This window comes from Rhizobium sp. ZPR4, assembly GCF_040215725.1.
GTDB lineage: Bacteria > Pseudomonadota > Alphaproteobacteria > Rhizobiales > Rhizobiaceae > Rhizobium > Rhizobium rhizogenes_D.
This window is the reverse complement of record NZ_CP157971.1, coordinates 148774-162168: the sequence shown is the minus strand read 5'-3', so window position 1 is coordinate 162168 and position 13395 is coordinate 148774. Positions and strand designations below refer to the sequence as shown.

Here is a 13395-nt window from a genome sequence, read left to right as displayed (position 1 = left end):
CTGACGGAAGGAGGAACATACCGTGGGCGAAATCCGATACCTCCCTAATCGGGGTCTTTTGAAAGATGAGAGTATCCGACGAATTGTTGCCGCAGCCAAGGCTAACGCGGGTCTCTGGCTGATGGTCAAGGAGCGAGCGGTGGAAAAGCGCGCCATCGAAGCCGAGCTCGAACGCCGAGGAGCGGATGAAAATGTTACACCTCTGCTCACGCCGACGATCGCCGAACTAGCGGACGAGCTTGTATGCACCATGTTCGGCAACTGCCCGCCGGAAATCGGGTCTCGTGTTCAGAGCGCTCTGCTTGAGGCAGCCGAATCCGAGATTAATGGCGGCTCGGCACAGTCCTAGCAAAAGGCGAAGAAGCCGGCCAACCATCCTTCCTGTTGCGCCGCAGTCTCAGCGATCGCTTATTTTGTCGACGACCCACGCCTGCAGCCGGCGCCCAGTCTGTTCGGAATTCTTTTCGATAAGATCCTCCGGGAAAATAGCAAAGATTGGCCCCAGATGTTTCATTCGCGGGATCGTTTTTTCCTTGGCGTCACGATATTCCTCGGTCTCCATCCCGAGGGCCTCGACGAGCAGTCTGCGCGGTGGCTGATCTCTATTCGCAATTTCCAAGACGAAGTCAGGCCTGCACGGGCCGATGGGCGTTTCCATGGCGAAGAGGGGCTTGATAATGGTGATCCGCAGGTCTGGCGCGGCATCGAAGAGCGATTGCTGAAGCCAAAACAGCAAATGGGAAACGTCACGCTCAAATCCGGACTCGATGGGGAAGAGCGTATCGCCGTTGTAGACAGGTTGAGCGTAGGCCTGCACAGCGCGAACCGGTCCTTCATCGTCTTCCTGAAAATCCACGTTTAGGAGGGTGAGAAATGGGCCTCGGCTTGCCGGGTCGCCCCGAAGCGGCTGGCGCACCTTGGAGAGGATGTCGATTGTCCGCGAGCTGGATGCCGGCATGATGGCTTGCGTGGAAACGCTGGTCGAAAACAACAGCATGAAGCCGGTGCGGCGAAGTCCCTCGGGCCAGTCGCGGCGCGAGGTCGCTAGCAGCCGTTGCCAACGGCTCTCCGGATTCCAATAATCGGGGCCCCAAGTCGATAGTAGCGCGTTCAGCGTCCAGGTCCTGAGCACCCTCAGTTCACGCGCGGCGGAACGCAGCCGCGACAACTGGTTGGTAAGCGTGAAATCAACTTCATCCTGCAGCGGCGGGATCACGTTCGTACCCGCCCTATCAAGCATCCGCCACAGCACGCCACCCAGTCTGGAGGGCCGGTCATTTCGTTCGTTCGATCTGGAGGGTTCATGACCTGAGACATCGGCCAGGCGATCAGGAATGGCGGGAAGGGCATCGATGTACGAGCGGTCGGATTTGGGCAGGGGGCGAAGATGATAGCTGCGGTCAATGAGGGCGGGGCTGGCGTCCTTGTCAACGTGGAACGGGCAGGAGAGGGCGTGGTTCGGCCGCTCTTCATGCCGACCCGAGGTATTATCCTTCGGCGTCAGTCGCCGCAGCGTGAACGTGTGTTCCTGTTGGATTGGGGCAAGCAACGGCTGATGCTGTGCCTTCAGGCAGTCACATTCGATCCAGCCATTCATCACCTTGACGCGTCGAATAACTGAAAGCGCAATTGCCTCATCGGCGCTCGAGGCCGCGTTGCCGTACCAGGCACGCAACGCGATGGCCTCGCTGTCGCTTAGTTCCATCAAGACATGGATCGGGCTGTTGCGGACCACGATACGCATCGTTAGCTATCAGTACCCGATCGACCATAGGCTGAAGCCGAGATAGCCAACGCCCGCGGAGCAAGCGAGCGCGAAGGCCGTTTCCGCCCAGCCGCGAATGCCCCAAAAACTGCTTCTCCCCAACCGAGCACCTTCAGTGATGGCGGATAGGAAGATGTAGCATGGGATAACCATCGCGTAGCCCAAGGTCAGGCTATCTCGAAAAGCCAATCGAGCGGCGACGAATGCGAGTGCCAGAAATAGGATCGCCATTCCTAATTGCCGCAGGTCGATCCGATAGCCAAGCCGTTCAAGGGATCTCATAGGTTGTTTTCCTATCCATAGAAACAGATCAAAAATTTAACCGCAGTTAAAGTTTGGAGCAATCAGAGATCGGTCTACAAGGAGACTGAGCCGTCCATTTTGGGAGGCGTGGGGTTCACTTGCACAGGCTGGCCGCTGCGGTGTATTGAAGTCGAACACGAAGATAAGAACGTTAACGCTTAATTTTTTGATCTCTGGACAGCCTATGCATCGGATGAGCGGTAGAACTTTGAAACATCCAGGTGACCATCGGGGCGCTCATGCCCCTGGTTATCAGCCGCTGTTGCGCCCGAGCGCGTTGATGGATCCTCCGGGCGAAAGTGTCGTTCGATGCCGCGGTTGAAGGACGATGGCACCGATCAAGCTTCGCATGTGATTGACCTGACGTCTCTCTCTTTCCAGGAGCGGCTCGCAATCGGCCTGATGCGACTGAAGGCTCAACGGCGATTGACGAACAAGGACCTGGCCGACCAACTTGGCGTGTCGGAAGCCTACATGTCGCAAGTCGCTAGGGGCATGCGGGATGTGAAGCTCTCGACTCTCGACAAGATGCAGCGCGAGTGGAATGTCACGATTGAAGATTTGTTCAGAATCTCGGATAGCGATTTTGCTCGGATCGCCGCGTGGCGAGCCCGTCGGGGGAAAAAGAAAACCACCGACGAGACAACGTAAGTTCTTGCGGAGACATTGGTTCGACTCGGATTAGACTAATGGTTTAGGTTGAACCAGAACCTCTGCTTCACGCCTTGTTCGTTCGGGATATCGAAGTAATAGGGGTCTGCACGGCGCGGCCGCGGCGTCGCAATCTGCTGGATGCAGCTATCGCCTCGATCGCCGAAGCTTCGCCGTGTCACAACACTGCTGTGGCTGGCGTCGGAAGCGCGCTGCCCGGAAGATCGGCAAACATCAACGGTTTTGATGCACTGGTCAGGCTCACTGCTCCAGCCATTGCCAGTCTGCGAACTGCTGCCAACCGTGGTGCCTGACGGGCAGTCGTCGTAAGTCTCGTGCCCCGGGTTGCCGGCATTGGCTTCTTCGCAAATGGGCCACGAAAATCCCGGCTCCTTCATCGCCGCGATGAGTTTTGTCATGGGTGGAACGCAGTAGGAAACGCCGTGCCAGGACGGATTCTGTGAAGCCGCGCACAGCAGAACCTGGCATCCCCACGACGCATCCTCGGCCCTCACGGTCGCCGCTGATGGCGGAAAGGCCGATCCGGTGAGGATCGCAGCCAATATTAGTCTTTGTCTCACTGTCCGCTCTTTCGACATATTCATTGGATTTGCCTCCAGACCCCATCTATTTTTGCAAAGGAGAGCACACCGGGTTGGTTTGTCCCGGCAAAGGATCCACCGGTCGTCGTGATCACGCCTGAGCAAGTCACACCCGGCACTGCCTGACGCGGCTTGCATTCCGAAACGCGCATCGACCGTCCTGATTTTGCAAGCGCAGCGCTTGCCTCCTCGTCACTCGGGACGTCAGCGTTCGCCTTTTGTGACACTTCGTCTTCCAGCCGGGCGACCTCGTGTTCCAGGTCGGTCTCGTGGTCGCTCCTGATGATTTCGTTGATCGCATAGCCGCCACTTGCGCCTACCAGGAAGGCGAACCCTGCCGCCAAGACCGCGCCTCCGGAAGGCTTGCTCAGCGCCATCCTTAGTATCCCTCGATCCCGAGCCGTTTTAGGATAGCGGCTGGATTGGTTTCGCAGTCTCGTCTCCAATCGGGATGCTTGGCGCAGCCATAGGCGTACTGACTGAGATCGGCTGAAGAGAGATCGGCAAGCCTGTTGCCGACAGCTTTCCAACGCTGCACCTCGGCGGGATCGCAGCCGGCGCCTGCGGCCCCGCAAAAGTCCGGATCGCGCTGGTTTATTTGCTGCTGGGTCGGGCCGTCGTCGGCGATCGCTGAGGATGCGGAACCGGACAGCAATATGAGCACCACAGTGGCTGCAACAATACGGCTCATTCAACCTCCATGCACGTCGTTGAGGGTGGGCGATTTGGCAGGGACGACAGGTAACGGCAGGGGCAAGCCGCTATCAGATTCCAGCGAAGAATCCTTGGCCTTCTCCCCATTACCCGTCGAGGCGGTGTAGAGCCACGGAGGAAGGAGATCTGGCGATGACCAGACGCCGTATCCCAGGCCACGCGCCTTCCTTTCAATATCGAAATAGGCGGGAACCTGAGGTTCACCGCGGTAATTGAACGCGTAGCCGATGCCTTCTGCGATGGCCGTGGCGGCGAGGTTTGTCTCTCCGACAAAGCAGTGCGCGATGATCACACCATTGGCATCCCGAGCAATCGGTGCGCAGTTGACGTCCTGGCCAAGTGTACGAAGGATCATCCAGGCCCGGGAGACCTGGCCAGCCGGCCAGTCGATGCCATCGCTCTTTGCAGTTTGCTCAAGGCGAGGGGCTTCATATCCGGCAAGCCGCACGGTCTGCGCGCTCTTCCTGAATTCAAGGGTCGTCGCATCGACGACCTGGACCTTTCCATAAATCTGGCGCGGGATGTCAACTGGCCGGACTTGTGCCTTCGGTGCCGCCACTGTCATCGTCAAAAATAAGATCGAGAGCGAAACAAGTTTCATCGTTGTGCGCTCCCTTGGCCCGCAAGGATTGCGACTGGGTGAGGCATGTCCGAGTAGGCCCAAAGGCCGGTGCGAGCCGATCGTGCGCTTTCTTCCGCTACCCTGTAGCCGGGAACGACCAGATGGCCGGAGGTGTCGACGGCGGCGAATCCCCACCCCTCCGCAATCATGTAAGTTGCAAGATCATAGCGCCGTTTGCCTGTTGTCGTCTGGCAGCCGACCACGGCATTGTTCTGATCGATATCCTTGATGGTCGTGCAGACTGGCTTCATATCTCTAATCAACGCCTGGACCATGATCAGGTTGAGCTCTCCGCAATCCCTGACAACACCGGGAGAAATTGTGACGGCGGTTCCGCGCAAACATGCTTGCAGGCCATAGAGACGATATCGCCGTCCACCGGAAATCCAGGTGTCACCAGTTTCGAATTGCGCTTGTTCTGGAAACGGGACGAATGCGGTTCCATCGCTCTCACGGATGCCCCCGGCGCGTTGGCTCTCGATCGCCTTAACAGGGATGATTGCCGGCGGGTGACGGGTGGCGTCAGAAAGATTCTCGCCGGCCAGCATCGGCATGATGGTGATGCCTGCGTAGAAGCCGGAAGCTGCTAGAATGGACATCAACATCAGGAACCTCATCAGTCCGTGGAGGGATTTGCGCGATAGCGCTCACCGTAGGGATGATCGAAGTGGGTGTTAGCCCAGATTCCGGCTTTCGCTTTCTGTGCGCGTTCTTCCGCCTGCGCATATTCCGGAAACACTGCCCGGCTGGTGCGATCGCGAGCCGCGAAAGCTACACCTTTGCTGATGAGCACTTCTGACAGCGATTGTGTTTCACCGTTTTTCATGAAGAAGCATTCGGCAAAACGTACGGTGGGCGAGCCGTTATTTTGGCCGAGGAAATGGCACGGAAAAGCGTTGCCGGCGGCGGCCTCAGCCTCCTCGAGCAAAGCGGTTAGACCCGCGAGCGAGACCATCGTGCATGTGGTCTGCAGGCCGACGAATTCCATCTGCTCAGTCGAGAGGCAACCTTGGACGCCGGCCAATTTGACGATGGTTCCGTCGGAGGCGAGGAACGCGCTTCCGCTCAGTGCGCCCTCAGGTGTGATGGTGTGCAGGTGGAGCGGTCCGATCGACGCAGTATCCAGGGGCTTTTGGGGGGTAGGGATCAGGTCGCGCCCTTCCGCATAAGCCTGCTGATAATGCCCGACAAATCTTGAGACGGCATCCTCTTCGCCCGCAAGCGCCACTCTATTTGTCGCGCATGCAATTGTGCAAAAAAGGATTTGAGCGAGCCGTCGTGCGCCAGGATTCATGCTTGCGTCCGTCATCAATTGGCTCTGGGGATGATGCACAAAATTATACTGCAGTGCAAGTCTGGAAAAGTCGACGCGATTGCGATATGTTTTTTCAAACGCGAAATCGGGACATGGAGAAAGGCAGATGTCAGTACAGCGTACGGCAATCAGGATCGTGATCTTCCCGTTCAGGGCCCTTTGGTTCCTAATCTTGAGCGCCAACTTTTTGGTCGTCTCGGCCGCCTGCGTATTGATCGCAGCCTTTGTTGCTTACGCCCTCGCGCTGACGATTTCGTATCTTTTGTTCCCCATGGAATGGACGCGGGCACTATGGGAGTGGGCGGCCAGTCTCTATGCGCAGTCCGCTTGGTTCAAAGGCGCGACGATCACCTTCTTCGTGCTCCTTCTTCTGCCAGTCTTGAAACTCTGGCCGGGGAGGGATCTCAAGGCAGATACAGCCCGAGAGCGCGAAGCAACGAGGATCAACGACGATCTGATCGCGGCTCGCCAGCGCACGCAAGCCCAAGCAAAACTTCGAGGCTGATGGACTACATGACAGGCAAACCACTTTCGCTCGCGATATCGACCTTCAAGGGTGGCGCCGGGAAATCGACCTTAAACGTCAATCTCGCAGCTGAGTTCGCCCAGCAAGGGCACAGAACACTGCTCATCGATTGTGACGAGCAGGAATCGTCGACGCGCTGGTACAATGTTTCCATGAAACGGGGACTGCTCCCGAGCGATGGCACGCTGCTGCATCTGCGGGTCGCTCCAGACGACCGGTTTGCCGATCGTCTCGCGCAGGCGCCGGCGGCCGATATCCGGATCTACGACGTCGGCGGATACGTTCACCAACGCGCCGTTGAGGTCTATTACGAGTGCGATGCGGTCCTGATACCCGTCATACCCGAACCGACGGCCGCGACCTCCGCCATCAAGGTGGCAACGATCCTGAAGGAAATTTCCAGAAAGCGGTCGCAAGGTCCGATCCCGTACGCGGCGATCTGGAACTATGTGGACATGATCGCCCTCAAGCATAATCGCTCACTCCCAGAGGTCCATGCTATCCTGACGAGCGGCCGAATTCCGATGGTGGACACGGTCATCCGGAAGAGCAATCACTTCAGCGACGTCGGCGCCGGCTTCGGGTCGCTTTACTCCAAGCTTGCCAGCATCGAGAACAATCCGGCACTGACCCCCTCCGCCAAGCGCCGTGCGTCAGAAAGCGTGCTTGACGCGATCGACCTGGTCAAAAAGATCAACAACGAATTTATCGGCCTCCTGCAGGCCGAGGCTGCCTAAGCGCAATGCCGAGGGAAAGAACGCCAGCCGGCAACATTCTCGCTCTCGCCCGATCGAGGGAAGATCAGGCGAAGGATGTAGAGGAGGATGCGACGTCCTATATGCCGACCAGCCTCGATCTCGACAAGCTCATGCCAGAGGATCCTCCCCAGGCGCAAGTGCCGAGCGTCGAGAAGGAAAGAACGCCAGAGCCCCGGCGCCCTCCGGTCAAAAGCAAAACTGGGGAAGAGCAGGCGATAAAGAGTGGAACCGATGTGAGCACCGGATCGGTTAAGCGTAAGCGCATTTCCCTGTACCTCGACGACGACGTGCTGACGAAGATTTTCCGGGTATCGCTGGAACGCCATGAGCAACTTTCATCGGCGACCCACAGACTGATCCTCGAGGCCTTGAAGGCGAGGGGGCTGTAGGCGGATGCGTGAACCGGCCATCATGTTCCGTCTGCCCGCCCGTGTCCTCAGCAATGTGGAACAACTTGCCAGCCGTCTCGATATCTCCGTCAACCTCGTCGCGAAGCTGATCGTTACCAGGGAGATCATGCATATACCCGCGATCCTGGAAGAGCATGACCGGCAGTTGGGAAACATGCACCAGTTCCTCCGCGAGCTCGCCTTTCGCAACGAGGAGTTTCTCTCTCAAAAGGACGACCAAACCATGTCGGAGGCGGCCATGATGGCAAAGCTGGACGAGATAATGGGCGCCATTGATTCAATCAGGGACGCAGCGTTCGTCAGGCCGTCAACCTTTATCGCCGACCTGATCAGGAGATACGATGAACGACCTCAGCAGAAGTCGCTCAAAGTCTAGGCCCGAAGGCCGCAGGCTGCCGAGCTATTTTGAACTCATAGAGGACGAACGTCGGCGTCGCGGCGGCGGGGCCGGGGGCGGCGGAGCGAAAAAGCCGGCGCCGAATACCAAAGCCGGCATACTCTCAGGAGCACCTAACGCTGGCGCGGGGACAGCATTCAGCCGAGCGAGTGGCAACAACGCGGTGGTCGTAAAGGTGTTGTCCTATGGAGCAGGAGCTACCTCCGCACGTAACGTGCTTGCCTATCAAAGCAAGGAAGAAAAGGCGCATGACCAGGATGGCCGAGAAGTCACCGATCTCAGCGCAGCGGTTCATTCATGGGAGCGCGAGTTCGGAGATCGGCAAGGAAGCAAGGACGTGCTACGGCTGGCTTATGAGCTCGAGCCTGCCGACCGGGAACAGGTTGCCCGCGCGCTAAGCGCGCTTGCGTCCGAGGGCTTCCGTGACGTTGGCGATACCGATCGCACCTACGCATTCAGCGTCAGCGACGGTGCGAAGGGCCGAACCCGCCTTAACCTCGCGCTGGTCATTGCCCATGAAAAGAGCGACCGATCTGACCGTAGCAGCAGGAATCGCATTGCCGCTGCAATCGATGACGTTCATTGGATCGATGCGCGTGTCGACCGGGCACTGCGCACACAAGGGATCACGCCGGTCTCGCGGTACCCAATAGAATTTTCGAGTGGTCCGAAGGGGTTTACGGCGGCGCTGCATGCGATGCAGCGTGGAGGCGTGGAAATAACGCTTTCGACCAAGACGAACATTGAGGAACGGCCGGGAAGGAGCGGCCGCTATCATCAAGCCGTCGCACGGCGCGAGATCGCGACAAGCGATCACAAGCAACTCACGGCGGAGGGTAAGATCGTTGGGGCGCTCATGCAGTCGCGCCAGCCTCGGGACTTCATGCATCTTTTGCTGTCGGGACCGGCGAATATCGACCGGGATCAGTTCATCCTCGCTGGCCGTGATTTCCTGAGGGAGCAATTTTTCGGTCACCGCTATGCTTATGCCGTCCACAATCGCAATGACCTTGATAAGCATCCGCACCTGCATGTGATCGTCGCGCTGCGCAATGCCAGCGGCAAGATGCTCAATCCAAATATCCGGGACTTCACGGAGTGGCGCACTCGCTTCGCCGAAAAGGCGCGGGAACGGGGCATAGCTATCGATCGCCAAAAGCGTGTCGAACGCGCCGGTCCTCCGCCGGTGAAGCGGTGGGAGTGGGAGATGTTTCAGCGCATGGGTGCTACAGCGCCGACTAACGTCGTTGAAAAAGTAATCTCCAAGCTTCGTGATACGCCCAAGGCGCCGAAGCTGGAAGAGGCGAGGAAGCGATTCGATCAGACACAGCAGTCAATTGGGCGTGTCATCCAGATGTTGGAAGGCATTGCCAAGGACCGCAGTGCCCCCAGTACGGCGCGCGAATTGAGTCACGATCTTTCGATCGGGCTGCAGCGCGAGTACCGCCGGTTGGAAACCGCCGTACGCGAAGGACAAGATCCCAAAAGATTGAAAGGAGAAGAACACATGCTGCGATCCACGCCGATCAGCGCCGCTCAGGCAAAAGCTGCAAAGGAAACGCTGGTGACTACCGCCACTAGCATCGCTGCAAAGATACTCAATCCAGCCGACCGGCTGCTCTTCGAGCAAGCGACCAGTGTCATCACCAAGGTCGTCGGCCTGCAGTTGGACTCGCGCGTGAGCAAGGATCGGGCCCGCGCGCTCCATGGCAACGCCAAGCGGTTCTCTGACAGCTTGGAAACGAAGTCGGCGGCCGGTCGCGACCACGTTGCAGAGCAGGGGGTGATCAACAAGAGTTCGAACAACCGCACCCTTGACGCATCGCGCATTGACCGGTCTAACGCAGAGCACACCGGACCAGAGAATAACGGTTCGAACCGAGATCGCCAGAAACCTCAGCAGCGCGACCGGGAAGTACCGAAGTCGATCAAACTCCGCCCACCCCAGGACAAGGATCGGGAACGAGGCCGCTAGCTTTTTTTTGGGAGCACCGTTAGTAGTTCGTCCGGCGCTGATCCAAGCCGAGGACGCGTCCGATAACATCAGAAAGTCGCTGAGCATCGGTTATCGCGGTTGAAGGGTATTTCCTGTGCAACAGTCCAGGATATCGAATTGCATGGATATCGCTGCGGCTTGCTGCCTCGAGGCCCTCTGACGAGTGCCCAACGAAGACGGCCTCTGGGTTGGCGACGCCGTACCATTGCTTCGCCTGCGTGATTGCTGCTACCTCCGGCTTCGGTGCAGTAATATCTCGGGGATGGACCTCAATCTTGCTCGCCGGCGACGCCCATCCGAGCCAAAAATCGGGCATGGCCCCATCAATTCTCAACAAGTCATCGAGCGCCCTCGTCAAGGCAACGAATTCGGAAACACCATGAGATCCGGCGTCCATTCCGCGTTGGTCGGACAAAAAACCAAACCGAAGGTTTGCGTCTCGTAGTTGCTTCAGCGCCTTGACAAAATCTCTATCGACGTCGCCCAGCGTGAAATCCCTTAAAGGCGTCTTCCGTCTCAGGAGAACGTCGTCTCTCTCGAAAATCACGAGGCCAGTGCGTCCGATGCCCCTAAAAATACAATGAACGTCGAACGGATCAGTTTTCATACGTTGACCATCAAAGCCTGGAGCGAGCTTTGCCTCTGCAAAAACGAGATGTGAAGGCCGGTACGGCTGAGAGCATGGTGTTTTTCACGCACCAGCGAAGCAGGTTGAAAAGGACCTTTCCGGAACGTGTCTGCGCACGAAAAATTCTCCCCGAGGGATCAGGCGGGCAGCAATGTCGGGGAGGCGCTAGCGCGGTGTGGGAATGCAGGTCGGTGATAAAGCGGGGCGTCCACCTGAAGCTTGGTGCGCATGGCATCCAATACGCGGTGCGAGACTTCGAAGGCGCCGCAGCAGACCGGGAAACGACCATATCCGTCTGAACGCCCGAGTTCATCGAGCTCGGCGCCAGCTTTTTGATAGACCCGGCGCATGTGCGGCTCATAATTGGAGATCATCGTGTCGATGCCATGGGCAAGCGCTGTTTCGCACAAAGCGAGCAGGAGCAGGCAAAAGGCTCTGTCTGGACGCATTTCTGGCATGTCAAGATCGATGGCATCTTCGTCGATGCACATCCGCGTACCCTCCCAGATGCCAGGCGCGATCAGGTCACACGCATCAGGAAATGTTGCGCGGAACACGTCATAGAGTAAGGTGGGACCAGTCGTCGGCATGAGCCGAACTGAGCCGTAAAGCTGCTGGCGACCTTCATCGCACCACAGCAGATAGGCAGGGTGAAGTTCGTCGTAGTGATCCCGCTCGCGATGGTCTGATACCGAAACATCCCAGCCGAGTCGGTCCACAAACACTCTTTTCCTCAGACGGAACGATTGATCGAGCAATTCGACGTGTTTGTGATATTCGCGCGCCTGGACAAGAAGATACATGCGTGCCTCCAAATTGATGAAGGCACCCTGCAACACATTATTCGTGTGAGAAATATTCAGGTATTAGCTCCCAGAATCCTATCTATTGCCATATGGATTTATCAGGCGAAGCTGAATTGCGAGAGCAGTTGCCGCTGTGGTCGATGCGGCCCCGAGCTTGTGGCGCGCCGACATCAGATAGCGGTTGGTTGTATGCATTGACAGGCCTAGGATTTCAGCGATCTCGTCGTTGGTTTTGCCCAGAGCGGACCAATAAAGGCACTCTTTCTCTCGCGGACCGAGCTGCGGGACTGGATCATGCTCGCCGTGAAGCTCGAACACCGCTTTCCTGTGAATGAGGAACGCGAGATCGAGCCACTCGTGGCGACGCATCTCCACCAGATTGCTCCAATCGCTGTCGGTCTTCCTCGAGTTTAATGAGAAAAGGGCGCGGCGCTTCTTGTCGACAATGGGAATGGAATACCCGTTGGCTCCGACACCATGCTCCTGAGCGTCCTGTAGGAACTTATGCGACGCCTGCGGGACTTCCACCTCGCGCCAGTCGAAAGGCATTTGCCGCACCAGACCCTCGCACACGATCGGATCGACTTTCACATATCCCCGGAGCAGGTAACGAGCAACCCAGGCATCGGGGTAAGTCGTGCGAACATACGGTGCGTCGACGACGTCAGCTACGGTCAGAGCCAGATGGTAGGTGGAATAGTCGATGCCGTATGCTTGTTCGATTATTCGTAGCGCGTCCTCGACGCTGCGAGCATTCTGTATTTCAAGAGCGACAAATTGAAAGCCGTCATTTTCTATCCGTAAACCTTCCATTCGAAACCTCGACAAAATATGTACTTCAACAGCTAGGACAGTGCGGCCGAGCGTAAAAGCCGCTGTAAACTGCCGCGTAATGATATAACATATCGCATAATCTATCTTATGGAACTAATGCACCTTGCTGCTCACGTCGTATGGTGAGTGCGACGAGAGGAAATGATTGTGGAAGAAAGGGCTCAAAAGGAAATCAAGCCGCAAGGTGATCGATCCGCTCCGACGCACCGTCGCCAATAAGGCGAAAGCGCGAAATCAACCTAGACAAATGTGAGACGCTTCCGGCAAGTTCATAGCTTGCGGCGTTTTGCTCCTCGACCATGGCAGCATTTTTCTGGGTACCCTGGTCGATAACGTTGACAGCATCGTTGATCTCCCGCAGCCCAAGTGCTTGTTCCTTTGTTGATGTGACAATCGCAGAAACATGCACATCGATTTCGTCCACTTCCTTCGCAATCGCTTGAAGTACCTGGCCGGTCTCAGCCACCAAACGTGCGCCGGTCTCGACTTGATTTCCGGCTTGAGCGATCAACGATTTGATCTGATGCGCCGCAAGTGCCGAATGTTGCGCTAGTTCACGAACCTCCTGCGCAACAACGGCGAACCCTTTGCCTGCCTCCCCTGCCCTGGCAGCTTCTACGCCAGCGTTCAAAGCAAGAAGATTTGTCTGAAACGCAATTTAGTCGATTACGCCGCTGATGTTCGATATCTCGGATGACGAGGCTTGAATCCCATCCATCGCGGTCATGGTTTCGCTCATGATCGCTTCCGACGACTTCGCGCGAACATGAGCCTGGTTAACCAATGCACCGACGGCAGATATACGCACTGTTGACGCGTTCACGGTTTCCGAGATTTCGTTCAAGGCCGCCGCAGTTTCTTCTACCGAGGCTGCCTGCTGCTCCGTCCTTTTTGCAAGTTCGTCGGCCGCACCGCGGATCTCAACGGCGTTTCCGTCGATTCCGCCCACGTGTTGACCAACCTCGACCAGCGTTCCGTTCAATCCGTCGACCGATCGAAATCGCATTATCCATTGGCGCCTGAAATTCAGGCAAAAGATATTGCCAGTCGCAAACTCGGTTAAGGCGA

General features: G+C 57.3%; 18 protein-coding genes and 1 pseudogene. 7 read left to right on the top strand and 12 right to left on the bottom strand.

Annotation, left to right across the window (positions count from 1 at the left end; all coding sequences use genetic code 11):
• The first annotated feature begins 22 nt into the window (after nucleotides 1-22).
• Nucleotides 23-349 (top strand): hypothetical protein, encoded by a 327-nt coding sequence (locus ABOK31_RS35060; protein ID WP_349963294.1) that lies wholly within the window; start codon nucleotides 23-25, stop codon nucleotides 347-349.
• Between the two features lie 48 nt (nucleotides 350-397).
• Here the strand turns inward: ABOK31_RS35060 and ABOK31_RS35055 are convergent, their stop codons facing one another.
• Together ABOK31_RS35055 and ABOK31_RS35050 are read right to left on the bottom strand one after the other, a co-directional pair.
• Nucleotides 398-1744, bottom strand: coding sequence for a hypothetical protein (locus tag ABOK31_RS35055; RefSeq protein ID WP_349963293.1), 1347 nt, complete (start codon nucleotides 1742-1744; stop codon nucleotides 398-400).
• A gap of 9 nt (nucleotides 1745-1753) precedes the next feature.
• Nucleotides 1754-2047, bottom strand: coding sequence for a hypothetical protein (locus ABOK31_RS35050; RefSeq protein WP_349963291.1), 294 nt, complete (start codon nucleotides 2045-2047; stop codon nucleotides 1754-1756).
• Between the two features lie 330 nt (nucleotides 2048-2377).
• Here ABOK31_RS35050 and ABOK31_RS35045 point away from each other — a divergent pair, with 330 nt between their 5' ends.
• Nucleotides 2378-2719 carry a helix-turn-helix transcriptional regulator gene (locus ABOK31_RS35045; RefSeq protein WP_349963290.1) on the top strand — a complete coding sequence of 114 codons (342 nt, stop codon included), beginning with the start codon at nucleotides 2378-2380 and terminating at the stop codon, nucleotides 2717-2719.
• Between the two features lie 35 nt (nucleotides 2720-2754).
• Here the strand turns inward: ABOK31_RS35045 and ABOK31_RS35040 are convergent, their stop codons facing one another.
• From ABOK31_RS35040 to ABOK31_RS35015, 6 genes are read right to left on the bottom strand one after another with little or no spacing between them, the layout of a single operon-like run.
• Nucleotides 2755-3318: a hypothetical protein gene (locus ABOK31_RS35040; RefSeq protein ID WP_349963306.1), complete on the bottom strand. Its 564-nt coding sequence runs from the start codon at nucleotides 3316-3318 to the stop codon at nucleotides 2755-2757.
• Between the two features lie 2 nt (nucleotides 3319-3320).
• Entirely contained in the window at nucleotides 3321-3698 is a 378-nt protein-coding gene (locus ABOK31_RS35035; RefSeq protein ID WP_349963289.1) for a hypothetical protein, read from the bottom strand.
• Nucleotides 3699-3700: 2 nt separating this feature from the next.
• Nucleotides 3701-4012, bottom strand: a complete 312-nt coding sequence (locus tag ABOK31_RS35030; protein WP_349963288.1) for a hypothetical protein — start codon at nucleotides 4010-4012, stop codon at nucleotides 3701-3703.
• The gene (locus ABOK31_RS35025) at nucleotides 4013-4636 is read right to left on the bottom strand and encodes a thermonuclease family protein (RefSeq protein ID WP_349963287.1); all 624 of its coding nucleotides are present in this window, start codon (nucleotides 4634-4636) and stop codon (nucleotides 4013-4015) included.
• Entirely contained in the window at nucleotides 4633-5262 is a 630-nt protein-coding gene (locus ABOK31_RS35020; protein ID WP_349963285.1) for a thermonuclease family protein, read from the bottom strand. The genes ABOK31_RS35025 and ABOK31_RS35020 overlap by 4 nt, the downstream gene beginning before the upstream one ends.
• 11 nt (nucleotides 5263-5273) lie before the next feature.
• Nucleotides 5274-6155: a thermonuclease family protein gene (locus ABOK31_RS35015; protein WP_349963284.1), complete on the bottom strand. Its 882-nt coding sequence runs from the start codon at nucleotides 6153-6155 to the stop codon at nucleotides 5274-5276.
• Between ABOK31_RS35015 and ABOK31_RS35010 the strand changes: the two genes are divergently transcribed.
• The 5 genes from ABOK31_RS35010 (at nucleotide 6145) to ABOK31_RS34990 (ending at nucleotide 10038) form a co-directional block, all read left to right on the top strand.
• The gene (locus ABOK31_RS35010; protein ID WP_349963282.1) at nucleotides 6145-6477 is read left to right on the top strand and encodes a hypothetical protein; all 333 of its coding nucleotides are present in this window, start codon (nucleotides 6145-6147) and stop codon (nucleotides 6475-6477) included. The genes ABOK31_RS35015 and ABOK31_RS35010 overlap by 11 nt on opposite strands.
• A gap of 8 nt (nucleotides 6478-6485) precedes the next feature.
• A complete protein-coding gene (locus ABOK31_RS35005) occupies nucleotides 6486-7235 on the top strand; it encodes a ParA family protein (RefSeq protein ID WP_349963281.1) in 750 nt (249 codons plus the stop codon).
• A 101-nt stretch (nucleotides 7236-7336) separates the two neighbouring features.
• Complete coding sequence (locus tag ABOK31_RS35000; RefSeq protein WP_349963280.1) at nucleotides 7337-7645, top strand: hypothetical protein; 309 nt, start codon at nucleotides 7337-7339, stop codon at nucleotides 7643-7645.
• Nucleotides 7646-7649: 4 nt separating this feature from the next.
• Nucleotides 7650-8042, top strand: coding sequence for a hypothetical protein (locus ABOK31_RS34995; protein ID WP_349963278.1), 393 nt, complete (start codon nucleotides 7650-7652; stop codon nucleotides 8040-8042).
• Nucleotides 8008-10038: a hypothetical protein gene (locus ABOK31_RS34990; RefSeq protein WP_349963277.1), complete on the top strand. Its 2031-nt coding sequence runs from the start codon at nucleotides 8008-8010 to the stop codon at nucleotides 10036-10038. The genes ABOK31_RS34995 and ABOK31_RS34990 overlap by 35 nt, the downstream gene beginning before the upstream one ends.
• Before the next feature lie 19 nt (nucleotides 10039-10057).
• On the opposite strand, the gene ABOK31_RS34985 is transcribed toward ABOK31_RS34990, so the two are convergent.
• The 4 genes and pseudogenes from ABOK31_RS34985 to ABOK31_RS34970 form a co-directional block, all read right to left on the bottom strand.
• The gene (locus ABOK31_RS34985) at nucleotides 10058-10666 is read right to left on the bottom strand and encodes a hypothetical protein (protein WP_349963276.1); all 609 of its coding nucleotides are present in this window, start codon (nucleotides 10664-10666) and stop codon (nucleotides 10058-10060) included.
• A 158-nt stretch (nucleotides 10667-10824) separates the two neighbouring features.
• Nucleotides 10825-11490, bottom strand: a complete 666-nt coding sequence (locus tag ABOK31_RS34980) for an acyl-homoserine-lactone synthase (RefSeq protein WP_349963275.1) — start codon at nucleotides 11488-11490, stop codon at nucleotides 10825-10827.
• Between the two features lie 78 nt (nucleotides 11491-11568).
• Nucleotides 11569-12306, bottom strand: a complete 738-nt coding sequence (locus tag ABOK31_RS34975; protein WP_349963274.1) for a LuxR family transcriptional regulator — start codon at nucleotides 12304-12306, stop codon at nucleotides 11569-11571.
• Nucleotides 12307-12499: 193 nt separating this feature from the next.
• Nucleotides 12500-13321: pseudogene (locus ABOK31_RS34970) on the bottom strand (methyl-accepting chemotaxis protein); the annotation flags it as partial.
• Nucleotides 13322-13395 lie beyond the last annotated feature (74 nt).

What these genes read in the sequence shown, in the direction of transcription:
- ABOK31_RS35055 (WP_349963293.1), bottom strand. Translation starts at nt 1,744, where the DNA reads ATGCGTATCGTGGTCCGCAACAGCCCGATCCATGTCTTGATGGAACTA.
- ABOK31_RS35050 (WP_349963291.1), bottom strand. Translation starts at nt 2,047, where the DNA reads ATGAGATCCCTTGAACGGCTTGGCTATCGGATCGACCTGCGGCAATTA.
- ABOK31_RS35045 (WP_349963290.1), top strand. Translation starts at nt 2,378, where the DNA reads ATGCCGCGGTTGAAGGACGATGGCACCGATCAAGCTTCGCATGTGATT.
- ABOK31_RS35040 (WP_349963306.1), bottom strand. Translation starts at nt 3,318, where the DNA reads ATGTCGAAAGAGCGGACAGTGAGACAAAGACTAATATTGGCTGCGATC.
- ABOK31_RS35035 (WP_349963289.1), bottom strand. Translation starts at nt 3,698, where the DNA reads ATGGCGCTGAGCAAGCCTTCCGGAGGCGCGGTCTTGGCGGCAGGGTTC.
- ABOK31_RS35030 (WP_349963288.1), bottom strand. Translation starts at nt 4,012, where the DNA reads ATGAGCCGTATTGTTGCAGCCACTGTGGTGCTCATATTGCTGTCCGGT.
- ABOK31_RS35025 (WP_349963287.1), bottom strand. Translation starts at nt 4,636, where the DNA reads ATGAAACTTGTTTCGCTCTCGATCTTATTTTTGACGATGACAGTGGCG.
- ABOK31_RS35020 (WP_349963285.1), bottom strand. Translation starts at nt 5,262, where the DNA reads ATGTTGATGTCCATTCTAGCAGCTTCCGGCTTCTACGCAGGCATCACC.
- ABOK31_RS35005 (WP_349963281.1), top strand. Translation starts at nt 6,486, where the DNA reads ATGACAGGCAAACCACTTTCGCTCGCGATATCGACCTTCAAGGGTGGC.
- ABOK31_RS35000 (WP_349963280.1), top strand. Translation starts at nt 7,337, where the DNA reads ATGCCGACCAGCCTCGATCTCGACAAGCTCATGCCAGAGGATCCTCCC.
- ABOK31_RS34995 (WP_349963278.1), top strand. Translation starts at nt 7,650, where the DNA reads ATGCGTGAACCGGCCATCATGTTCCGTCTGCCCGCCCGTGTCCTCAGC.
- ABOK31_RS34990 (WP_349963277.1), top strand. Translation starts at nt 8,008, where the DNA reads ATGAACGACCTCAGCAGAAGTCGCTCAAAGTCTAGGCCCGAAGGCCGC.
- ABOK31_RS34985 (WP_349963276.1), bottom strand. Translation starts at nt 10,666, where the DNA reads ATGAAAACTGATCCGTTCGACGTTCATTGTATTTTTAGGGGCATCGGA.
- ABOK31_RS34980 (WP_349963275.1), bottom strand. Translation starts at nt 11,490, where the DNA reads ATGTATCTTCTTGTCCAGGCGCGCGAATATCACAAACACGTCGAATTG.
- ABOK31_RS34975 (WP_349963274.1), bottom strand. Translation starts at nt 12,306, where the DNA reads ATGGAAGGTTTACGGATAGAAAATGACGGCTTTCAATTTGTCGCTCTT.